This is a genomic window from Aeromonas sp. S2(2024) (genome assembly GCF_041402505.1).
Taxonomy (GTDB): Bacteria; Pseudomonadota; Gammaproteobacteria; order Enterobacterales; family Aeromonadaceae; genus Aeromonas; species Aeromonas media.
Map to the genome: position 1 here is coordinate 12132 of NZ_JBGLRL010000015.1, position 21942 is coordinate 34073.

Here is a 21942-nt window from a genome sequence, read left to right on the forward strand (position 1 = left end):
AAAATTCCGCCATTCCTCCCAATAGAGAGAGCAATCATGACAGTCAGCGCGCAGAACCTGGTATGGATCGACATGGAGATGACGGGTCTGGACCCCGAACAGAACGTGGTTCTGGAGATTGCCACCATCATCACCGACAAGGATCTGAACGTGCTGGCACAAGGGCCCGTCATCGCCATTCACCAGAGCGATGAAGAGCTGGCCAAGATGGACGAGTGGAACGTCAACACCCACACCAAGAGCGGACTGGTAGCCCGGGTCAAGGCGAGCGAGCACGACGAAGCCCGCGCCGTGGCCGAGACCCTCGACTTTATCCGCCAGTGGGTGCCGGAGCGCACCAGCCCTCTGTGCGGCAACAGCATTGGCCAGGATCGCCGCTTCATGGTCAAGCACATGGGGGAGCTGGAAGCCTTCTTCCACTACCGCAACGTCGACGTCAGCACCATCAAGGAGCTGGTGCGCCGCTGGCAGCCGGAGCTGCTGGAAAAGTTCACCAAGAGCGGTTCCCACCAGGCGCTCGACGACATCCGTGAGTCCATCGCCGAACTGCAGTTCTACCGCAGCCATGTCTTCAAAATCTGAGTCCCCGGCAAGGGGTTGCCGTCGTCCGGTTGCTAAAATCGGCAGTTCGGCCAGCTTTTGAGCGAACGGCTGCACAGTGACAAAAAAGCCCTTGCAATTGGAATGACTGCTCTTATAATTCGGCTCCCGTACAGTAGCGCAAGCAACCAAATGCTGTACGGCCGTTTTAAGGTAGTTGCGGGAATAGCTCAGTTGGTAGAGCACGACCTTGCCAAGGTCGGGGTCGCGAGTTCGAGTCTCGTTTCCCGCTCCAAAAGTTTGCAGATGATATTCCGATGCGGGAATAGCTCAGTTGGTAGAGCACGACCTTGCCAAGGTCGGGGTCGCGAGTTCGAGTCTCGTTTCCCGCTCCAATCATCAGCACAGCCTCAAGACACATGTAGCGGGAATAGCTCAGTTGGTAGAGCACGACCTTGCCAAGGTCGGGGTCGCGAGTTCGAGTCTCGTTTCCCGCTCCAATACGTATTAGTAAGCTACTGCAGATGATTATTCCGATGCGGGAATAGCTCAGTTGGTAGAGCACGACCTTGCCAAGGTCGGGGTCGCGAGTTCGAGTCTCGTTTCCCGCTCCAATCACTTGCAGAAGACATCCTGTTGCGGGAATAGCTCAGTTGGTAGAGCACGACCTTGCCAAGGTCGGGGTCGCGAGTTCGAGTCTCGTTTCCCGCTCCAATCTCTCTTCGAAGTCCTCATCATCCATTTGAATTGTCCATCACATCGCGCAGCGATGATTTGTCGTATCCGGCATTCAGCCAGATCAGACCCATGTCTTCTGTAGCCGCTTTGTGCACAGGTGTGGGGGAGGGTTGTGGTTGCTGCGGACAGGCTTATGAGCGTGGCGGGGAAGGGGAAACGGCGGGCAAAAAAATAGGAGGGGCCTTGGCTCCTCCTGCGAGTTCACTAGTGCGGCTTAGAGCAGAGTCACGTTCTCAGCCTGGGGGCCTTTCTTGCCCTGGGTCACGGTGAACTGGACTTTTTGACCTTCAGCCAGGGTCTTGAAACCAGTGCTCTGGATGGAGGAGAAGTGAACGAAAACGTCCGGTCCCTGGGATTGCTCGATGAAGCCAAAACCCTTGGTTTCGTTGAACCATTTTACTTGGCCGGTGCGAATGTCAGACATGTGGTAAGTCCTATCTATAACAAAATGAAACTAACGCCTTGTTGGGCAGCATTTGCCTAGAATGCAGGGGCCTACCCATGACTGACTACGTCAATTTGTTCCAGTGGCATGCAGTACAATCCCTGTCTAAAGCACAACCGATTGTACTGGAGCCCGATCCCTTGTCAATTTGGCACTTTTCATTTTTTGAGCGAGCTAAAAGTATTGGGAAGTCAGCGGCTTGTTTCATGCTTCTGGTCAAAAAAACGGGAGGCCATGGCCTCCCGTTTTTTTATTCCTTGAGGGCGAACCCTTCACCCTGTCGGTCGTAGCGGTAGTTTGCCTGACCGAAGGAGCGGATCTCGACCCGCTGGATCCGGCGTCCTGTGTCCACCAGGATGAACACCGACTTGCCCGATTGCAGCCGGGTCAGCGGCCTGTCTGGCCCCTCGATGGCGATCAGGCGGCTCAGCTCGGCCCCAGGCAGTTCAAACTTGCGCCAGATGGAGTAGAGAGTCTCGCCAGCCTGCACCTCGTGCTGCAGCCAGGTGCCATCCACCTTCTCCTCGACCGGTTTGGGCGCGGCCGGCGCACTGCTTGCGGTTCCGTTGCCCACGGTCAGCGCCTGGGTGGGCACGGCCAATGGCACGGCGAGTGAACCGGAAGGCGCCGCCTTGGGGGCGGCGGGGGCGGGTTCCCAGGCGAGCAGCAACAGCCAGAGAGGCACCAGCACCAGCAGGCCTATGGTGTGCTTGCGAGGCAGCGGGCTCGCCAGCTTGAATGAACTGGTTCTGGGTTCCTTGTTGCGTTGACCAAGGCCACTCATGCCCTGACCGAGGCGTTGACGCAGGGGCAGGGTCGCTGCATTGATACGATGGAGCAGGGTTCCTTGTGATTCGTCTTGGCGACGCTGCTGGGCTCGTCTGTTATGGCCACGTGGGCGACGGTCCGGGGTGGGCACGGCATTTACCTCTCACTACATTGCCTGCCATCAGGCAAATATAGCGCCTATGGTAAACGGACTCGCCCCCGAGGGGGAGAGCCCTGAGCATGAAAATTATCAGCTGAGACGAAATTGCCCCAGCAACTGCTGCAAACGCTCGGCCGCCTGGCGCAAGGCCTGGCTGGCTTTCGCCGTATTGGTCGCATCCTGGGCGATGTCGTTGGCCAGTGCGTTGGTTTTTGACAGGTTGCCTGAGACTGTCTCGGAAACCGAGCTCTGCTCCTCGGCGGCGGAGGCTATCTGATAGGTCATGTCGTTGATGGTGGCAATGGCCTGGAAGATGCTGTCGAGGGCCGCCTCTGCCAGATCGGCCTCGTTCACCGCCTGATGGGTCAACTGCTGGCTCTGCTGGATGGCGTTGACTGCATTGGCCGAGCTGTGGCGGATCTTCTCGATCAGCTCCTGAGTGTTCTGCACCGCCTGCTGGGTGTTGCCCGCCAGCTTGCGCACCTCGTCGGCCACCACCGCAAAGCCGCGTCCCTGCTCGCCGGCCCGGGCCGCCTCGATGGCGGCGTTGAGCGCCAGCAGGTTGGTCTGATCGGCGATGCCCTGAATGACGGTGAGTATGCTGGTGATCTGTTCGCTGTCGTGGGCCAGCCCCTCGACCACCTCGGCCCCCTTGCCCGCCTCGGCCGCCACCTTGTGCATGGACTGGATCACCTGCTGGAAGCGCACCTTGCCCTGATCCGCCGCGCCCTGTGCCTGCTTGGCGGAGTCGGCGGTGTTGTTGGCGTGGGTGGCCACCTCCTGGCTGACATAGGACATCTCCTGCACCGCGGTCAGCATCTGCTCCATCTCAGCCTGGTGATGCTGCAAGTTGGTGTCGGTCTGGCCGGCGATGCGGTCGGTATCCCCGGCGTGGCGATGGACCTCGCTCGCGGTTTTCTGCACATCCCCGAGCAGCACCTGCAACTTGTCGATGAAACGGTTGATGCCGCGTGCCAGAGCTCCCAGCTCGTCCTGGGCACGGGTGTTCAGGCGCTTGGTGAGATCCCCCTCGCCATCGGCGATGTCATCCACCAGGCTGACCATCTGGCGGATGGGGCCGGTGATGCTGCGGGCGATCGCCAGCATGGTAGCCAGGGCCAGCACCAGTACGATGAGGGCACCGATAAGCTGCTGGGTCATGGCGGCCCGGTTCATCTCGGTGAGCTGGCTCTCCAGCTGATCGGCACCTGCCAGCACCACCTGGTAGGGAAGGGTGACGATGATGGCCCAGTTGCGGGCCATGCCCGGCACCGCGATGGGCACAGAGATGCGAAACGCCTCGTCGAGCTCCTGGCGTTGCAGCTCGGGTTTGAGGTATTGCTGCCAGCCGTCGCCCAGCAGCTTGTCGGCGCGGCTGCCGAGCAGGCTGGGGTCCCCGCTGGTGCCTGTGATGACGCCGGCGGCGCTGACGATCAGGGTCTCGCCCTTGCCGTCATAGATGTTGCTGTTGAGGGACTGGGCCTGACGGCTGATGGAGTCTACCGCCAGATCCAGCGCGGCAATGCCCTTGAACTGGCCATTTACCATGATGGGGGTGGTTATGGTGCTCACCAGCACCTGCTGGCCGTTGATGTCCACCTTGAAGGGATCGACGAGGCAGGAGCGCCCCTCCCGTTTCGGGCAGGCGTAGTAGTCGTTGGCCGGATTGCCGAATTCGTCTGCGTCGCTCTTCTCGATGGAGAGCAGCAGATCCGAGCCAATGTTCTCCTTGTCGCGATAGAAGTAGGGGACGAAGCGTCCCTTGTCATCGCTGCCAAGGGCACTCTGGCCTGCGAAGGCGCTGTCCTGGCCGTCGAAGCCGTTCGGTTCGAAGCCCGCGAAGGCGCCGTAGAGTTGCGGCTCCAGGCTGAGCTGCGCCTTGAGCAAGTCGGTGGCCTGCTGGCGATCCAGCGGCAGCTTGCCCGCCTGTTGTTGGGCGAAGACGCTGGCCATCTGCTGGGTATAGGAGAGCCCCTTTTGCAGCAACTGGGTAATGGTGGCGGCCTCGGCGCGGGCGTTGGCACTCACCTTCTGCCACGCCTCCTGCTGCAGGGCCGCGCGGCTGGAACTGATGGTCAGCTGCTGGGTCTGCTTGCTCGAGTATTGGTTGAGCAGGATCAGGATGACCAAGGCCGTGGTCATGGCGACTCCCGCCAGTACCAGGATGCGATTCTGGATAGAGCGAAACTGCATCTCGTGTTCCTTGTGCGTAGAAAGTTGTATGAATTATCGGCATGGCGGGAGATTCCTCCAGCAATGTTGCCCAGCAAAGCGGAAAATGAGGGGAGGTTTTGCGATCCCTCTCAAAGAACGGTGCCACGACCGAATGAAGACCTGTTTAGGCCCTGGCTATTGCATGGTTTTCCCATCCGTGATTCTGAGTGCTAAAATGCGACGGTTTTTTTAACGCATTGGCCCAAGGCCCTCTACACAAGGCTTAAAGATGAAAGTCAAAACCCGTTTTGCTCCCAGCCCGACCGGCTTCTTGCATGTTGGCGGTGCCCGTACCGCACTCTATTCCTGGTTGTTTGCGAAGAGCCAGGGCGGTGAGTTCGTGCTGCGTATCGAGGATACCGATCTGGAACGTTCCACTCAGGAGGCGATCGACGCCATCATTGAGGGCATGGAATGGCTGGAGCTGAACTGGGATGAGGGCCCCTACTACCAGACCAAGCGTTTCGATCGCTATAACGGCATCATCGACGAGATGCTGGCCGACGGTCGTGCCTACAAGTGCTTCTGCTCCAAGGAGCGGCTGGAGGCGCTGCGCGAAGGCCAGATGGCCAATGGCGAGAAGCCCCGCTATGACGGCAAGTGCCGTGACCACGCCCACGATCACCCGGCCGATGCGCCCCACGTGATCCGCTTCCGCAACCCGACCGAAGGCTCCGTGGTGTTCGATGACCACGTGCGCGGTCGCATCGAGTTCGCCAACACCGAGCTCGACGATCTCATCATCCGCCGTACCGACGGCGCCCCCACCTACAACTTCTGCGTGGTGGTCGATGACTGGGACATGGAGATCACCCACGTGGTGCGTGGTGAAGACCACATCAATAACACCCCACGCCAGATCAACATCTACAAGGCGCTGAACGCGCCGGTGCCGGAGTTCGCCCACGTCTCCATGATCCTGGGCGACGACGGCGCCAAGCTCTCCAAGCGCCACGGTGCGGTTTCCGTGATGCAGTACCGGGACGACGGCTACCTGCCGGAAGCCCTGCTGAACTATCTGGTGCGCCTGGGCTGGTCCCACGGCGATCAGGAGATCTTCAGCCTCGACGAGATGATCAAGCTGTTCAGCCTGGATGCCATCTCCAAGTCCGCCTCCGCCTTCAACACCGACAAGCTGCTGTGGCTGAACAACCACTACATGCGCAGCCTGGATTCGGCCTATGTGGCCAAGCACCTGGAATGGCACATGGCCGCCCAGAACATCGATACCAGCAAGGGCCCGGCACTGGCCGAGGTTGTCACCCTGCTGGCCGAGCGCTGCAACACTCTGGTGGAAGTGGCTGCCCAGAGCCGCTACCTGTTCGAAGAGTACGAGGCCATCGACGAAGCGGCCGCCAAGAAGCACCTGCGTGGCGTCGCTGCCGAGCCGCTGACCCTGGCCAAGGCCAAGCTGGCGGCGCTGGAGACCTGGACCACCGAAGCGCTGCACGAGCTGATTGAAGCCACTGCCGCCGAGCTGGGTCAGGGCATGGGCAAGGTCGGTATGCCGCTGCGCGTGGCCGTCACCGGTCTGGGCCAATCTCCTGCTATCGACGCCGTGATGGCGCTGGTGGGTAAGGAGCGCGTACTCGCCCGCATCGACCGCGCTTTGGCATATATCGAAGCGCGCATGGCTGCCGAGTAAGCTTGCCATCGCACATTGCCGTCACCGATCTGGGTCAGTCCCCCGGCATCGACGCCGCGATGGCGCTGGTGGGTAAGGAGCGGGTGCTCGCCCGCATCGATCATCGAAGCGCGGATGGCAGCCGAGTAAGCCTCTGCCATTGCTTGAAAAGGGCTCCCGCAAGGGTGCCCTTTGCTTTTGTGCAGCGCTCAGATTCATGACATAAAACAGCGACATAGCGATGCAGTTGGCGGTAAAAACAGCTAACTGTCTGAATTTTGACTAAACGCTCGAGCCGGTGTTATTTTTGGGTTGACAGCAAAGCGGGTGATGCCTATCATGCGCCTCCGTTGCCAGAGATAACTTTGGTAGCGCCGAGGTGAGTTGGGGTTATAGCTCAGCTGGGAGAGCGCTTGCATGGCATGCAAGAGGTCCGCGGTTCGATCCCGCGTAGCTCCACCAAATTCTCCTCGAACAATCTGGAATCAAAGGGGTTATAGCTCAGCTGGGAGAGCGCTTGCATGGCATGCAAGAGGTCCGCGGTTCGATCCCGCGTAGCTCCACCAGATTCCAAATTGGTAATACAGTACCCAGGGCAGAGCGGTGTGTATCACCCAGGCCGACCTTTGTGGGGCTATAGCTCAGCTGGGAGAGCGCTTGCATGGCATGCAAGAGGTCCGCGGTTCGATCCCGCGTAGCTCCACCAATATTTAGAAGAAGGGCAAACGGCCGCCAGAACCGATTGTCTAAAGAGTAAAGAATTTGGGGTTATAGCTCAGCTGGGAGAGCGCTTGCATGGCATGCAAGAGGTCCGCGGTTCGATCCCGCGTAGCTCCACCAAATTCAGAGTGAAGGTCTTGACCTTGATTCGCAACAACTTGGGGTTATAGCTCAGCTGGGAGAGCGCTTGCATGGCATGCAAGAGGTCCGCGGTTCGATCCCGCGTAGCTCCACCAAACATTAAAAGGCCACCGTTATCGCGGTGGCCTTTTTGTTTTTGCCTATTTTTCTCTCTGCCTTCTATGCACGACTGTCAAAAAGCCCGCATTGGCTGCGAGCTTGGTTGTTGTGGCAAGTTATCAACCGTGGCGACGGCGCCAGGCCAGCGGCAACAGGGTAGGTGTTCCTTTCATGGGTATTTTTTGCCAGTGTTTCCATAGCCTTGGCGCGTTGGTTAAGGGCGCGCATTGTCACATTTCTGGCAGCTCTGACCAGTGAGGCAACGCACATTATGGGGAGACAAAAGAGGCTGAGTCCGTTTTTCTGACGTGACTAACAGATTGATATTAATGACTTAATTCTTATTTGGCCGATTGAAGGAAAGTGTGAACTGGCTGGCATTCACATATTTTCCTTAGAGAATAAAGATTGAGCGGTTGCCACTTGCTTCCTATACTCGAGCCGTTCCTCACGGAACCCAGGTTAAGGGCAAACCGGCAGTGATGCCGGGACGCAAAGCCTCCGATCTGTCCCAAGCGGATCAGACAGCGGGGTTACCCCGGGGTGACATGAGGGTATGTGGCCCCGTCCATGGCCTGTTGTCGCTCCCTTGTCCCCTGTTGCGATTGCGCTTTTCCCGGTCTTAAAAAAGCCAAGACAAAACAAGGAAGATAACAATATGCAACAGATCTTGAGGCCCAGCAGGCTTGCCATGCTGGTCGCCCTTGCGGCCGTCCCTGCCTGGGCGCAGGCCGCCTATCCCGCCTATCAGGCTGGCACCGCCTACAAGGCTGGCGACATCGTCAGCAACGCAGGCGCCCTCTATGAATGCAAGGAATTCCCTTACTCCGGTTGGTGTGGGGCTTCCCCCTACCACTACGAACCCGGGGTTGGTGCCGTCTGGGCCGATGCCTGGAAACTCTATGGCGGTGAGGTGCCGCCGCCGGCCCTGGTGGTTGCCATCGGCTCCCCCGCCGTGGGCAGCAGCGTCAGCGAGGGTGCCAGTGTGGCCCTGGCGGTGACCCTGAACGGCCCGGCCACGGCGCTGGCCAAGGTGGAGTACCTGGTCGATGGCACCCTGGTCGCCACGGCCACGGCTTCCCCCTGGAGCGCCAGCTGGTCTGCCGCCGGTGTGGGCAATCACGCTCTCAAGGCACGGGCACTGGATAAAGACGGAAAGGTGCTGAGTGAGGCGGATTCCAGCTTCAAGGTTGCCGCCGTGGTGGCGCCAGAGGCCCCCAAGGTGAGCATCGCCAGCCCCGCCGCCGGTGCCAAGGTGACCCTGGGCCGCGCCCTCACCGTGACCGGCAATGTGACCGACGCCAATGACGACGTCGCCAAGCTCGAGCTCTTCGTGAATGGCCAGAAGGTGGGCGAAGACAGCAGCGCCCCCTGGCAACTGAGCTGGACGCCCCAGAACAAGGGGCTGACCGGCCTCAAACTGGTGGCGACCGACAAGGCAAATCTCTCTGGCGAGTCAGCCCAGGTGGACGTGCAGGTGGAAGAGGCGGCCCTGCCCCCCACCGGCGGCAACCTCTCCTGCGACGTGCGCCAGATCTACCGCGCCGATGGCAGCGAGTGCATGGGGGATGACCATGGCCGTCGCGTCATCGGTTACTTCACCTCCTGGCGTACCGGCAAGAACGGCCTGCCCTCCTACCTGGTGGGCGACATCCCCTGGGACAAGATCACCCACATCAACTACGCCTTCGCGGCGGTGGATGAACAGAGCCACCTCATCAAGGTGGATGATGCCGCCACCAAGATGACCTGGGACGGGGTGCCGGGCGCCGAGATGGATCCCGAATTCGCCTATCAGGGTCACTTCAACCTGCTGTCGAAATACAAGAAGCAGTACCCGGACGTGAAGACCCTCATCTCGGTGGGGGGCTGGGCCGATACCCGCGGCTTCTACGCCGCCACCACCAAGGGCGACTGCTCGGTCAACACCGCCGGCATCAACGCCTTCGCTGACTCGGCGGTGGGCTTCATCCGCCAGTACGGTTTCGACGGGGTGGATGTGGATTACGAGTACCCCACCTCCATGAAGGATGCGGGTAACCCCAACGATTTCCCGCTCTCCAACCAGTGTCGCGGCAAGCTGTTTGCGAACTATGAAGTGCTGATGAAGACCCTGCGCAACAAGCTCGACAGCGCCGGGACCGAGGACGGTCGCAAGTACATGCTGACCATCGCCTCGCCGGCCTCGGCCTACCTGCTGCGCGGCATGGAAAACTTCCAGGTCACCCAGTACCTCGACTACGTCAACCTGATGACCTATGACTTCCACGGTGCCTGGAACCACTTCGTCGGCCACAACGCCGCCCTGTTCGACAACAAGGCGGATCCCGAGCTGTCCCAGTGGGGGGTCTACACCCAGGCCCAGTTCGGTGGCATCGGTTATCTCAACTCCGCCTGGGCGGCTCACTACTTCCGTGGCGCCCTGGCGGCGGGCAAGATCAACATAGGGGTGCCTTACTACACCCGTGGCTGGCAGGGGGTCACCGGTGGCACCCACGGCCTGGGGGGCAAGGCGGCGCTGCCGAGCCAGAGCGATTGCCAGCCGGGCACTGGTGGCAGCACCATTCCGTGCGGCAACGGGGCGGTCGGCATCGACAACATCTGGCATGACCTTGACAAGAACGGCAAGGAGATTGGCGGTGGTGCCGTGCCCATGTGGCATGCCAAGAACCTGGAGCATGCGGCCAGCCTCGGCATCACCACACTGCCGAGCTACGGCCAGGCCTGGGGTCTGGATCCCAACAACCCGGCCCACGTGATGCAAGGCCAGTACGTGCGTTACTACGACGACAAGGCGCATGCGCCCTGGCTGTGGAACGAGCAGAAGAAGGTGTTCCTCTCCACCGAAGATGAAGAGTCCATGGGCCACAAGCTCGACTACATCGTCAGTCGCGGTCTGGGGGGCGTGATGTTCTGGGAGATGGCGGGGGACTATGACTTCGACGCCGCGAAGAACGAGTACGTGATGGGCAGTACCCTCACCAGCCTCGCCTACGACAAGTTCAGCAAGGCCGACAAGGCGGCCCTGAAGCAGAACGATCTGCCGGCACCGGCCGCCCAGCTCGACATAGGTGTGAGCCTCTCCGGCTTCAAGGAAGGGGACTCCAACTACCCGATCAACCCGACTCTGAAGCTCACCAACAAGTCGACCCAGACCATACCGGGCGGCACCCGCATCGAGTTCCTGATGCCTACTTCCACCTCCGACACCATCACCGACCAGAGCGGTATGGGGCTGACCGTGGTGGAGAGCGGCGGCAACCAGAACTCCGACGGTATCGCAGGCGAGAAGGACTTCCACAAGGTGGCACTGACGCTGCCGGCCTGGAAGGCCTGGGCGCCGGGTACCGAGGTGGAAGTGGCCATGACCTACTATCTGCCGGCCGCTGGCGTACCGAGCGGCATGCGTTTGATTGCCGGTAGCCAGACCATAGGCCTGAAGTCCGACTTCCCGGCCCTGGCCGAGGCGGTGCTGGGGGGCAGCAGTGGCGGTGACGGCGGTAGCGGTGGCACCAGCTGCACCAGCCAGAGCGTCAACCCGGCGGAGTACAATGCCTATCCGACCTGGCCACGCGGGGATCACGCCAACGGCACCGACCGCATGACCCACAACAAGGGGGTCTGGCAGGCGAACTGGTGGACCAGCAGCGAACCCAAGGCGGGCGATGGCAGTTGGAAGCTGGTATGCAATTACTGATGACAGGTTGAGGGGCCAACCCCGCCTCAACGCAATGACCCAATCCGGAGCCCAGGCTCCGGATTTTTTTGCTGCCTATATAAAGGAAGGGGACCATAAAAAAGACCGCTCCGAAGAGCGGCCAATTGCCACCAGGCAAGCTGCGGGGCTGACCCCCTTGTGGATGGGCAGTCGCCATGGACGGATTCTTGCCCATGGCGTGCCGGTTTATTGAGTGACGGCACCGCCCTGCTGCTCCTTCAGGAAGCTGATCCAGGGGGAGGCGCGGCCACTGACGTTGCCATGCTGGGCGGCCTGGGTGAAGGCGTTCAATGCCTCCTTCGGTTTCTGCTGCTCGAAGTAGGCAACCCCGGTCAGGAACTTGAGATCCGCCCGCTGTTCGCCGCTGGCATTGGCGGCAGGCTTGGCGGCGAAGGCCACCAGATCCTGGTAGCGCTTGCTCTGGATCATCATGCGCGCCATCTTCAGTTGCAGATCGGCACTGGGGGCCAGCTTGTAGGACTTGGCCAGGGTATCGATGGCCGGATCCAGCTCCTTGGCCTGGTGCCAGTAGTTGGCGAGCGTCTTGTAGTTGGCCGCATTGCTCTCGATGGTCCCTTCCTTCATCGCCTTTTCCATCACGCGGGCGGCGCGGTGGGGTATGCCGGCGAAGGCCAGGTAGTTGGCGAGCCGCAGCAACTCGGTCGACTCGGTCAGCATGCCGAGGTTGTAGGCACCTTCCAGCGCCGCCAGGGCCTTGGCATCGTTGCCCGCCTGCATGTGCATGGCCGAGAGCTGGGTCCAGTACTTCTTCTTCTCCGGGAACTTGTCCACCAGGGCGGTCAGCACCTCGGTGGCCGGCTTGTACTGTTTCAGCTCGTAGTGGGCCGCCATTTTCAGCAGATACCAGGACTCCGGCGCCTTGCCTGCCGAGAGCTTGATGGCCTGATCCACCGCCGGAATGGCCTCCCGATACTGCTTGAGCTGCACGTGGGCGTTGGCCAGGGTGATGTAGGCGTGCGGGGTCGGTTTCTCGTCCTTGCCCAGGCTCGCAAACCACTGGTTCATGGTGCTGATGGAGCCCTTGAAGTTCCCCTCCGCCATATAGAGCTGGGCCAGGTTGTAGCGTACCTGCTGGGCCACCGGCTGCGGCAGGCCGCCGGTGGCGATGGCATCGGCGAAGTATTTGGTCGCCTGGCCATATTTCTCCTGCTGGGCCGCCACGAAGCCCAGGGTCTGCAGGATGACCCCTTTGTCGTAGACCCGCTCGCCTGCGCCGGACAGCGCCTCCTGCAGCTTGGCATTCGCCTCGCCGTATTTCTTCTCGGTGATCAACGCCTGGGCCTTGTTGACCGCGCGGTAGGCGCGGTCAGACAGGGCGGGTTGCTCGGCGGCCCAGCCGGCGGTACTGAGCAGTACCGCCATGGCCACCGGGGCGAGGATCAGGGTATGTAACTTTTTCATCGCCACCTTCCTTAGTTGACCGCGAACTCGATCTCTTGCTGCATGCGGCTTGCCTGGGGCTTGCCGTCCACCATGGCCGGCTTGAAGGTCCACTTGGCAATCGTCTTGCGTGCCTCCTTGCCGAGGTCATAGCTGCGTGGCTCTTCCTTGACGATGCGGATGTTGCTGACGGTGCCGCGTTCGGTCACGGTGAACTCCACCAGTACCTTGCCTGTGGCGAGGCCAGCCAGCGCCGCCTTGCGGGGCATCATGGGCTCGAAGGTCGCCATGGGAATGGCGCCGTTGTTGCCCCCCATGCCGCCACCACCGCCGCCGGTGCTGTAGGCGCCGAGGGCGTTGCCACCGCCGATGTTGACCGGGATGTCGAGCTTGGGCATGTCCATGGGGGCGCTCTCCATCTTCGGCCTGTCGGTGCTCGCCACTTCCATCTCGGGTGGGGGAGGCGGGCGGTTCGGGGGGGGCGGCTTGGGCAGTTCCCGTTGTTTCTCTTGCAGGGTCTCCTGGGGCTTGAGGCGAATGAAGTCGGTCATGGTGACGTCTTCTCTCTCCGTCAGCTCCCGGTGATCCGGTGTGATGAGCTTGTTCATTCCCAGAAACAGGAAGAACACCACCACACAGGAGACCGCTATCGCTATCAGGTATCTCATGGTGCTCGCTCCGGCATCAGCTGCTCTTGCTCGCCGCGATGGAGATGTTCTGGACACCGGCCATGCGGATCTGATCCATGACCTGGACCACCAGACCGGAACGGGACTCGGTGTCGGCCTGGATCACCACGGCGCTCTCCGGATTCTCCGCTCGCAGCCGCTCGATGTTGGCACGCACGGCGCCCACTTCGACGACCCGTTTGTCGACCCAGACCTGGCCGTTTTCGCGGACCGCGACCATGATGTTCCCCTTCTTCACCGTCTCGGCCGTGCTGGCGCTCGGGCGGTTGATCTCCACGCCGGACTCCTTGACGAACGAGGTGGTGACGATGAAGAAGATCAGCATGATGAACACTATGTCCAGCATGGGGGTCAGATCGATGGCCGCCTCATCGGCACCGCTGTCGCTGTGACGTTTTCTCATGGCAAAAACTCCTTGCTTGTTCTGTGCCCCGGCGGGCAGTACCCGGCCGGGGGAGTGCATCCTGCATCAGCCGTGTTTCAGGTTGTCTTCCAGCTTCTGCACCGCCAACTTGGCCTTGTGATCGAGCTGGTTGACAAAAAACAGGCCGGAAAGGGCGGCAATCATGCCCGCCATGGTCGGTACCGTCGCTTTGGAGATCCCCGAGGCCATCGCCCTGGGGGAACCCGTGCCGGTGATGGCCAGGGTGTCAAACACCTGCACCATGCCCACTACGGTGCCGAGCAGCCCCATCAGCGGACAGAGGGCGATCAGCACCTTGATGACCGGCATCCCCTTGTCCACCGCCATGGCGACCCGGGAGACCAGCTCGCGCCGGATCTGCTTGGCAGACCAGGAGAGGTGATCGCTGCGGGCCATCCAGGTCGCCTTGGTCTGCTTCACCTGTTTGGGATAGACCGCCATGAAGTAGAACCAGCGCTCCAGCAGCAGGGCCCACATCATCAGGGTCAGGAAGAACAGGGCGACCAGCACGTCGCCCCCCAATCCCAGAAACCGGCGGACCGACTCGACTTCTTCAATCAACCAGAACCACATGGGTGACTCCTTAGGCTGCGGCTTTGGCGGCGTGCAGACGTTCCTGATAACGGGCGACGAAACCGGCGCTCTGCTCTTCCAGGACCTGGATGAGACGACGGCTCTGTGTCTGCACTATGGTGTAGAGGAACAGCATAGGCACGGCGACCACCAGGCCTTGCATGGTGGTGACCAGGGCCTCGGAGATGCCGCCCGCCATCAGCTTGGGATCCCCGGTACCGAACAGGGTGATGGCCTGGAAGGTGGCGATCATCCCGACCACTGTCCCCAGCAGACCCAGCAGCGGTGCGACCGAGGCGATCAGCTTGATGAGGCTGATGCCCTTCTCGAACTTGGGTACGTTGCGCAAGATGATCTCGTCGAGCTTGGATTCCAGATCCTCGATGTTGTCACCGCGGTGGGACTGATAAGCCCCCAGCATCTCGCCGATGGGGTTGCCCTTGATAACCTGATCTGATTTCAGCTGCTTGCGCATGGAGGTGCCGATCATCGACAGACGCAGGCCGCAGAAGATGGCCAGCAGGGTACCGATGACCCCCAGTGCCAGGATCACGTAACCCACGGAACCACCCTGATCGATACGCTCCTTCAGAGTTGGCGACTGCACCAGCAGGGAGAGGATCACCCCGCGGGACGGGTCGATGAAGATGGGCTCGACGGCGCCGTTGCCCTGTTCAAACTTGGCGACGGGCTCCAGCACGGCATTCTCGGGCTGGCGGGAGAGCTGCTCGAACTTGCCGGTCTCCGGCACGAAGGTGAGGTACTTGCCCTCGGAAACGGTGTTGAACTCGCCGATCTGGGTCACCGTCTTCTCGGCCTGGTTGCCTTCCCCGTAGACCACGGTGGCCGGGATCTGGCTCACCTTGCCACCATCGACCATGCGGCTGAGGGTGGTGGTCCAGAAGGCGGTCAGGTCGTCGCTGGAGGGGAGTTCCTTGCTCTCCGCCAGGCGGGTCAGCAGGGCTGTCTGCTCCGGATGCTCGACCCGGCGGGCGGAGGCGTTGAAGATCCCCTTGAACTCGCCGGCGAACTGGCGCAACACGCCAAACATCTCACCCATGTTGCCGGCACGCTGGCGCAGGGTCTCGGTCAGCTCGGTGAGCTGCTTGTCGTTGGCATCGAAGGTGGCCTTGAGTGTTTCACCCTTGGCTATTTCGGCGGCGAGTTCCGCCTTGGCCTTGGCCAGCAGGGCCCCTTGTTCGTTCTTGTCAGCCAGGAAGCGGGCCTCCCGCTCCTTGTTGAGCTGGGATTCGCTGGTGCTGGCGGCCTTGACCTGGCTCAGCAGGGCGTTGAGATCCACCGGCTTCTCGGCGGCGGTCACCGGCAGGGTGATCAGGGTGGCTCCCGCGATCAGGGAGGCAATGGCAAGTTTGATTCCTTTCATGATGCTTTCTCCGCAGTTTGAACCGGCAGCTTGATGAGGGCGGGAGGCGCCTGCTTCTTGGCGATGCGAAGGCCCTGTTCCACTGCACTGCGATACTCCTGGGGCAGCTCTTCCCACTGGCGGGTCTGCTTGTTCCACATGCCTGTCTCGTTGCCGTCCGGGGACTGATAGAGCAGGGCAATGCGACCGACGCGCAGGAACTCGTAGGTCTTCTCGCCGCCGTCCTTGTCCAGGCTCGCCTTGTAGGACTCGATGGTGCGGCTGAAGCCCTCCTCGATCTGGTAGGCCTCGAGGATCTTGCGGTACTTCTCGGAGATGGTGACGTCGGCCCGGTTCATGAGGTCGGTCAGGGCCGCCACGCGGTCCTCCCGCTCGACCTTCTGGAACGGCAGATCCAGGGAGACGAACTGATCGAGGGAGTCGATCATCTTGAGCATCAAGGGCACCACTTCGGTGCTGGTCTGATCGATCTGGGCGATCTGGCGCTGCATCGAGGCCAGCTCGGTGGCCTGGGAGTCGACCATCTTGCCCACTTGCTCGTTGTAGGTGCGCAGGCTGTCGACCTGACGCAGGGCGGCCTTGTACTGCGCCAGGGCAGACTCGGCAGACTCGGCGTAGCTGTCGATCTTCTGCTGGGATACTTTGGAGGCATTGTCGGTGGCGGCTTGAGCGTCCACTGCCTGACCGGCAGAGGCGGCACTCAGATTGAAGCTGGTCAGCAGGGCAGCCGAAACCAGGCTGCCGAGGAGCGCTTTCTTCATTGTAATAGTCCTTGTTTTCATAGGATTACCCTATCTCCGTGACTTCCTTGGAACCTTGGGCAAAGCCGGCCCGAGTGGGCCGGCTTGTCACTTACTTGGTGGATTAGAACTTCTGGGCGTAGTCGAGGTAGTAGATGCGACCGTCGATGCTGTAGAGCTCGTCGTCATAGGTGAAGCCATCGCTCTCGAGGGACGGGCCCGCGTTGAACATGTTCTTCACCCCGACCTGGATCTTGCCGTTCCAGGGCGCATCCACCCCGACGTTCAGGTTCCAGGTGGTCTGGGACGCGATGTGGCCCACTTCCTCACCGGTGTCGGCGATGTAGTCCTGGCTCTGGGAGTCGATGTAGTTCGCGCTCAGATAGGTATCCATGTTCCACCATTGGGGCACGTTGACACCCACGCCGGAGCTGAAGCGCATCTGTGGCAGACCGTTCTGGCCGATCTTGTCGATGACGGGGCCACCGGCGTACAGGCCTTCCTTGTACTCCAGGATGTAGGTGCCGCCCAGGTCATAGCGAATGGTGGCGGAGTTCAGGTCGTAGCGGTAATCCAGCTTGAGATCCAGGCCGCTGGTGTTCAGGGTACCCAGGTTGACCATAGGTGCGATGGCACCGCTGATCTTGCCCTGGCTGTTGCGGGTGATGTTGCTGGAGCCGCCGTTGTTCAGCTCGTCATAGATGACGGACTGCAGGGAGTTCAGCTGGATCACGTCCTTGATCTTGATGGTGTAGTAGTCCAGGGAGAGGTTCAGGTCATCCACCGGGCTGTAGGCCACCCCGAAGTTCCAGGTGTCCGCGGTCTCTTCCTTCAGATCCTCGTTGGCGGTGCGGGTGGTGTCGTACTGGCGGTTCGGGCAGTCCGCTGCCGAGATGCCGTTCGCCTCGCAGTAGACATAGTCCTTGGCCCAGTCGGCCGAGAAGGAGTCAGCCGCGTAGAGATCGCTCAGGCTGGGGGCACGGAACGAGCGGGACCAGGAGGTACGCAGCATCAGGTTGTCGAGCGGCTGGTAACGCAGGCTCGCCTTGGGCGAGAAGGCGCTGCCGAAGTCGCTGTAATCATCGAAGCGACCGGCCAGGTTCAGCTCGACCTGCTCGGTGATGGGCACCAGGGACTCGACGTAGGCGGCGGTGACGTCGCGCACCCCGCCGGAGGAGTTGCCGGCGGAGCCGATGATGTTGCCAGCCTCGGACTGGGCATCGTACTTGTCGGTATAGACCCAGTCGTTGTACTCGGCACCGGCGTACCAGCTGACCGGACCGGCCGGCAGCTCACCCATGTCCCACTGGACACCGGCGTACCACTGGTAGAAGTCCATGGTGGAGCGGCGGCTGGTGTCGGCGGCCATGGCGGCCGTGCTCTTGGGATCGAACTCGCCACCGACGAACTTGCCGTCGGCGATGGCCTGCTGGGCGGCGGATTTGAGCACGTAACCGGTGCCGTTCTCCTTGTTGTCGGTCTTGGAATACATGTAACCGGCGTTCCACTGCATGTCACCGACGCTTTCGGTGGTGACGGTGCCCTCGAAGCCGAGGTTCAGGCTGCCGGTCATGTCGGTGACGTAGTTGTCACGAGGACCGACGTTGCTGAAGCGGTAGTAGGCGTAAGCGGCTTCACCCAGACCCTGGGTGGCGGCAGCATCCAGGCCGTTGTCGGCGAAGAACTGGGCGTTTTTCGGGTTGGCCGGGTCTATGGCGAAGGCGCCGGCGGCGGGGGCGAAGCGACCGAAGCTCTCGACCCGGGAGCCGATGATTTGCGGCACGAAGTCCACGGTGTCGTTGATGTGGTAGCGACCGTTCACATAGAGGGTGTCACGGCTGCGGGAGGCCGTGGTGGCCGCGACCTGGCCGTAGTTGAAGTTACAGCCGCCCTCGAACCCGACGAAGGGCTCCTTGCATGAGCCGTCTGCATTGGTGGCGCCGGCCAGGGGGCCGTATTTCCAGATGGGGTCGCCGTTGCCGTCCAGGCCGGTGATCCCTTCCACGTTGCGGCCATAGGGACTGGGAGCATCGTTGCCCTGCTTGGCAAGATAATCACGATCACGGCTGTAGATGACGTCCTTCTTGTCGTGCTCGTAGACCGCCATCAGCGAACCCTTCTCGCCGTTGACGCCTGCCACGACGGAGCCGCTCTTCTCGTCACCGCCCTCTTCGGTCGGGGAGCCGAGGCGACCCTGGAAGGTCAGGCCTTCGTAGCCCTCTTTGAGCACCACGTTGATGACACCGCCGATGGCGTCGGAACCATAGATGGCCGAGCCGCCGTCCAGGTTGACTTCGACCCGCTCAACGGCGGCCATGGGGATGGTGTTCAGGTTGATGGAGGTGCCACCCATGGTGGGTGAACCCGCGACCCGCTTGCCGTTCAGCAAGACCAGGGTGCGCTCTGAACCCAGGCCGCGCAGGCCGACGGTGGATTGGGACTGGAAGGAGCTGCCGGAAGCCGGGGAGACGCCACCAAAGGAGTTGTAGGAGGCCTGTTTGAGGTAATCGGCGACGGTCTGTTGACCGGATTGCTCGATTTTTGCCTTGGTCACGGAGACGACCGGGGTGGAGCCTTCCACATCGACTCGGGAGATCCGCGAGCCGGTGACCTTGATTTTCTGCAGTTTTTCGACGTTCTGGCCCTCTTCGGCCAGGACAGGGGTGGCCACAACTGCCGCGCTCGCCAAGGCAAACGCTACGGCAGCAGAGAGTCTGCTTTTCCTAAGCATCGCTAGTATCCTTCCTGATTGTTTATTGTTTGCTTCCTTTACCGCCCTCGTTGGAGCGGTGCGTAAGGCTTATCAAGGTTTGATGATTGACGTCAAATGGAGCGGCCAGGATGGGGAAGAGACGGGGGATTAGAAGACTATGTAGGATTTCGGCATATTTTTTGGCGTTTTATTCCGCAATAAATGCGAAAAATAATGTAAAAACGTTGTTAATTTTGTCTTTTGCCATTTTATTGATTATTTTTGAACTTATCGATAAGTCGCCTGTCGCAATGTTCTTCATATCGCGTAATGACATTTTCTCAGTATTTAAATCTGTATTTGGGTGTGAGGCAGTTTCTGTTCAGGTCTCGTTCTTGGGATATTTCCCTCTTCTTTTATGGATAAAATGAAAACAGGGTGTGATTGATTTTATCTTTTTGTTTTCATTGGTTTTTTGTGTTTTTGATGTGGGTGCTCAATTAATTTTTCAATAATTAAAAACAAGTTAAATGAGAATGCGTAGCAGTTTTTTATATGGAAGTTGGATTTTTTGGAAAAAAACATCAGTGAGTTATGCTGTTGACGTCACTGACCGTTGCCCGGGTTAGTTCTACTTGATTTTTGTTGCAGAGCTTTTACAGTGACCGAGCGGGATTGACTGCCAATACCAGTCAATTCAGTGAGTAATGCCAGGAAGGACAGGTCGGTCACCGGATGTGACTGACCATAAAAGAACAACAAGGACGAGGTTCCACCATGCTGTCGTATTTCCTACGTCGGATGCTTTTGATCATCCCGACGTTTCTCGGTATCACCCTGCTCGTCTTCACCATCACCCGCTTCGTGCCGGGCGGCCCGGTCGAGCGCATGTTGCTGCAGGCGCAGGTATCACAGAACGAGACCGGCCGCTCCAGTGGCAGCAAGGGGGCGCAGGCGCTCTCCGATGAGCAGATCGAGGAGCTCAAGGCCTTTTACGGCCTCGACAAGCCCATGCTGATCGCTTACTGGGAGTGGCTGCAGAAGCTGGCGGTGCTGGATCTCGGGGAGTCGACCCGTTACTACGAGCCGGTGTGGGATCTCATCAAGGACAGGCTACCGGTGACCGCCTTCTTCGGGCTGGCGACCTTCCTGCTGAGTTATGCCGTCTCCATCCCGCTCGGGGTGGCCAAGGCCCTCAGACACAACAGCCGCTTCGATTCCTTGAGCTCCATGCTCATCTACATGGCCTATGCGCTGCCCGCCTACGTGGTGGGGATCTTCCTCATCACCGTCTTCGCGTTTCATCTGGAGTGGCTGCCCATGGGGGGCTTCCCGGGGGACGACTTCGACTCGATGGAGAGCAGTTGGGATCAGATCCGTACCGTCTTCGCTCACGCCCTGCTGCCACTCATCGCCTATGCCATCGGGGATTTCGCCATCCTCACCATGACCATGAAGAACAGCCTGATGGAGAACCTGTCGGCGGATTACGTGCGTACCGCCGTGGCCAAGGGGCTGCCGTTTCGCAAGGCGGTCACCGACCACGCCATGCGCAACAGCCTGATCCCCATCGCGAGCCACCTGGGATCGGTGCTCACCGTCTTCTTCGGCGGTTCCTTCCTCATCGAGACTATCTTCAACATCGACGGCATCGGCCTGCTCGGCTATGAGGCCATCGTCGAGCGGGATTACCCCACCGTCATGGGCATCCTGGCCATCACCTCCATGCTGATGCTGGTGGGCAATATCGTCTCCGACATCTGCGTTGCCCTGGTCGATCCCCGCGTGCGGTTTGGAGACTGAGCATGAGCCTGAATCCGGTAACCCTAAAAAAACTCAAGCGCTTCAAGTCGATCAAGCGCGGCTACTACTCCTTTGTCATCTTTTCGGTCCTGGTGGTCATCTCCCTGCTGGCGGAGCTCCTGGTCAACAGCCGGGCCCTGGCGGTGAGCTATCAGGGAGAGATCTACTTTCCCACCTATGGCGACGTGATCCCGGGCCAGCACTTCGGGCTCGATTACGAGTACGAGACCAACTACCGCCAGTTGCAAGCCAAGCTTGCGCAAGAGGCCAAGGGGGACTGGGTGCTGCTGCCCCTGGTGCCCTGGAATCCCTATGAGCAGGATTTCAAGGAGGAGGCCTACCCGCCCTACGCCCCGAGCCTGGCGGAGCGCCACTTCCTCGGCACCGACACCAGCGGTCGCGACGTGCTGGCGCGCCTGGTCTACGGCTTTCGCATCGCCATCGGCTTTGCCTTCATCACCCTGGTGGCGAGCTATGTCATCGGGGTCAGCATCGGTTGCATGATGGGCTTTCTCGGCGGCCGGTTTGACCTTGTGTTACAGCGTTTTATCGAGATCTGGTCTCAGGTGCCGTTTCTCTACGTCATCATGATCCTGGTGTCGCTGGCCAAGCCGAACTTCGGCCTGTTCGTGGGCATCAACGTGCTGTTCGGCTGGATGGGGATCACCTGGTACATGCGCACCCTCACCTACAAGGAGCGGGCGCGGGACTATGTGATGGCGGCGCGGGCGCAAGGGGCGACCACCCGGCGCATCATCTTCAACCATATCCTGCCCAATACCCTGATGATGATCGTCACCCTGGCGCCGTTCGCCGTGGTGGGCAATATCTCCACTCTGACGGCGCTGGACTATCTTGGCTTCGGCCTGGCACCGCCAACCCCGAGCTGGGGGGAATTGCTCTCCCAGGGGATCAACAACCTGGATGCCATCTGGATCGTGAGCTCCGTGGTGGTGGCAGTGAGCCTGGTGCTGATCATGGTCTCCTTCATCGGCGAGGCGATCCGCGAGGCGTTCGATCCGCGCAAATTTACCCGTTATCAGTGACCCGGGGCACGCCTCAGGGCCCT

At 60.5% G+C, this 21942-nt stretch carries 15 protein-coding genes, 10 tRNA genes, 1 pseudogene and 1 riboswitch; of the genes and pseudogenes, 16 read left to right on the forward strand and 10 right to left on the reverse strand.

All coding sequences use genetic code 11. The features are described 5' to 3' along the window. The first annotated feature begins 36 nt into the window (after positions 1 to 36). From orn to ACB039_RS14950, 6 genes are all read left to right on the forward strand, one after another. Complete coding sequence (gene orn / locus ACB039_RS14925; RefSeq protein WP_182787784.1) at positions 37 to 582, forward strand: oligoribonuclease; 546 nt, start codon at positions 37 to 39, stop codon at positions 580 to 582. Positions 583 to 759: 177 nt separating this feature from the next. After that, positions 760 to 835 (forward strand) — tRNA-Gly (locus tag ACB039_RS14930). Between the two features lie 24 nt (positions 836 to 859). Then, positions 860 to 935, forward strand: a tRNA-Gly gene (locus tag ACB039_RS14935). A gap of 29 nt (positions 936 to 964) precedes the next feature. Then, a tRNA-Gly gene (locus ACB039_RS14940) sits at positions 965 to 1040 on the forward strand. A gap of 38 nt (positions 1041 to 1078) precedes the next feature. Beyond that, a tRNA-Gly gene (locus tag ACB039_RS14945) sits at positions 1079 to 1154 on the forward strand. Positions 1155 to 1178: 24 nt separating this feature from the next. Then, positions 1179 to 1254: transfer RNA gene (locus ACB039_RS14950), tRNA-Gly, on the forward strand. 238 nt (positions 1255 to 1492) lie between these two features. Here the strand turns inward: ACB039_RS14950 and ACB039_RS14955 are convergent. From ACB039_RS14955 to ACB039_RS14965, 3 genes are all read right to left on the reverse strand, one after another. Beyond that, positions 1493 to 1702 (reverse strand): cold-shock protein, encoded by a 210-nt coding sequence (locus ACB039_RS14955; protein WP_005327092.1) that lies wholly within the window; start codon positions 1700 to 1702, stop codon positions 1493 to 1495. Between the two features lie 271 nt (positions 1703 to 1973). Beyond that, positions 1974 to 2642 carry a LysM-like peptidoglycan-binding domain-containing protein gene (locus tag ACB039_RS14960; RefSeq protein WP_182787786.1) on the reverse strand — a complete coding sequence of 223 codons (669 nt, stop codon included), beginning with the start codon at positions 2640 to 2642 and terminating at the stop codon, positions 1974 to 1976. Between the two features lie 99 nt (positions 2643 to 2741). Further along, positions 2742 to 4844 carry a methyl-accepting chemotaxis protein gene (locus ACB039_RS14965; protein WP_182787788.1) on the reverse strand — a complete coding sequence of 701 codons (2103 nt, stop codon included), beginning with the start codon at positions 4842 to 4844 and terminating at the stop codon, positions 2742 to 2744. A 250-nt stretch (positions 4845 to 5094) separates the two neighbouring features. Here ACB039_RS14965 and gltX point away from each other — a divergent pair, with 250 nt between their 5' ends. The 8 genes and pseudogenes from gltX to ACB039_RS15005 all read left to right on the forward strand — a co-directional run bounded on the left by gltX (position 5095) and on the right by ACB039_RS15005 (position 11146). Next, entirely contained in the window at positions 5095 to 6510 is a 1416-nt protein-coding gene (gene gltX / locus ACB039_RS14970) for a glutamate--tRNA ligase (RefSeq protein WP_371165951.1), read from the forward strand. 29 nt (positions 6511 to 6539) lie between these two features. Next, positions 6540 to 6639 (forward strand): annotated as a pseudogene (locus ACB039_RS14975) (glutamyl-tRNA synthetase); the annotation flags it as partial. A 236-nt stretch (positions 6640 to 6875) separates the two neighbouring features. Next, a tRNA-Ala gene (locus tag ACB039_RS14980) sits at positions 6876 to 6951 on the forward strand. Positions 6952 to 6979: 28 nt separating this feature from the next. Then, positions 6980 to 7055: transfer RNA gene (locus tag ACB039_RS14985), tRNA-Ala, on the forward strand. Positions 7056 to 7119: 64 nt separating this feature from the next. Next, positions 7120 to 7195: transfer RNA gene (locus ACB039_RS14990), tRNA-Ala, on the forward strand. Between the two features lie 58 nt (positions 7196 to 7253). After that, positions 7254 to 7329, forward strand: a tRNA-Ala gene (locus ACB039_RS14995). A 40-nt stretch (positions 7330 to 7369) separates the two neighbouring features. Further along, positions 7370 to 7445, forward strand: a tRNA-Ala gene (locus ACB039_RS15000). Between the two features lie 461 nt (positions 7446 to 7906). Beyond that, positions 7907 to 7990, forward strand: a riboswitch (cyclic di-GMP riboswitch). Positions 7991 to 8107: 117 nt separating this feature from the next. Further along, positions 8108 to 11146, forward strand: a complete 3039-nt coding sequence (locus ACB039_RS15005; RefSeq protein WP_371165952.1) for a glycosyl hydrolase family 18 protein — start codon at positions 8108 to 8110, stop codon at positions 11144 to 11146. A gap of 207 nt (positions 11147 to 11353) precedes the next feature. On the opposite strand, the gene ACB039_RS15010 is transcribed toward ACB039_RS15005, so the two are convergent. The 7 genes from ACB039_RS15010 to ACB039_RS15040 all read right to left on the reverse strand — a co-directional run bounded on the left by ACB039_RS15010 (position 11354) and on the right by ACB039_RS15040 (position 19109). Continuing rightward, positions 11354 to 12589: a lipopolysaccharide assembly protein LapB gene (locus ACB039_RS15010; RefSeq protein ID WP_043129655.1), complete on the reverse strand. Its 1236-nt coding sequence runs from the start codon at positions 12587 to 12589 to the stop codon at positions 11354 to 11356. 11 nt (positions 12590 to 12600) lie between these two features. After that, positions 12601 to 13236 (reverse strand): energy transducer TonB, encoded by a 636-nt coding sequence (locus tag ACB039_RS15015; protein ID WP_041205125.1) that lies wholly within the window; start codon positions 13234 to 13236, stop codon positions 12601 to 12603. Positions 13237 to 13252: 16 nt separating this feature from the next. Next, positions 13253 to 13660, reverse strand: a complete 408-nt coding sequence (locus ACB039_RS15020; RefSeq protein ID WP_005327075.1) for a biopolymer transporter ExbD — start codon at positions 13658 to 13660, stop codon at positions 13253 to 13255. Positions 13661 to 13726: 66 nt separating this feature from the next. Continuing rightward, positions 13727 to 14254, reverse strand: a complete 528-nt coding sequence (locus ACB039_RS15025) for a MotA/TolQ/ExbB proton channel family protein (RefSeq protein WP_005327072.1) — start codon at positions 14252 to 14254, stop codon at positions 13727 to 13729. A gap of 10 nt (positions 14255 to 14264) precedes the next feature. Then, on the reverse strand, positions 14265 to 15638 hold the full coding sequence (locus ACB039_RS15030) for a MotA/TolQ/ExbB proton channel family protein (protein ID WP_005327070.1): 1374 nt from the start codon (positions 15636 to 15638) through the stop codon (positions 14265 to 14267). Next, complete coding sequence (locus ACB039_RS15035) at positions 15635 to 16399, reverse strand: DUF3450 domain-containing protein (RefSeq protein ID WP_005327067.1); 765 nt, start codon at positions 16397 to 16399, stop codon at positions 15635 to 15637. Before ACB039_RS15035 ends, ACB039_RS15030 begins: the two co-directional genes overlap by 4 nt. Positions 16400 to 16502: 103 nt before the next feature. After that, a complete protein-coding gene (locus tag ACB039_RS15040) occupies positions 16503 to 19109 on the reverse strand; it encodes a TonB-dependent siderophore receptor (protein ID WP_042649864.1) in 2607 nt (868 codons plus the stop codon). Between the two features lie 738 nt (positions 19110 to 19847). Between ACB039_RS15040 and ACB039_RS15045 the strand changes: the two genes are divergently transcribed. Both ACB039_RS15045 and ACB039_RS15050 read left to right on the forward strand, forming a co-directional pair. Continuing rightward, the gene (locus ACB039_RS15045) at positions 19848 to 20873 is read left to right on the forward strand and encodes an ABC transporter permease subunit (protein ID WP_041205130.1); all 1026 of its coding nucleotides are present in this window, start codon (positions 19848 to 19850) and stop codon (positions 20871 to 20873) included. Between the two features lie 2 nt (positions 20874 to 20875). Further along, positions 20876 to 21919: an ABC transporter permease gene (locus tag ACB039_RS15050; protein WP_005325957.1), complete on the forward strand. Its 1044-nt coding sequence runs from the start codon at positions 20876 to 20878 to the stop codon at positions 21917 to 21919. The last annotated feature ends 23 nt before the right edge of the window (positions 21920 to 21942 follow it).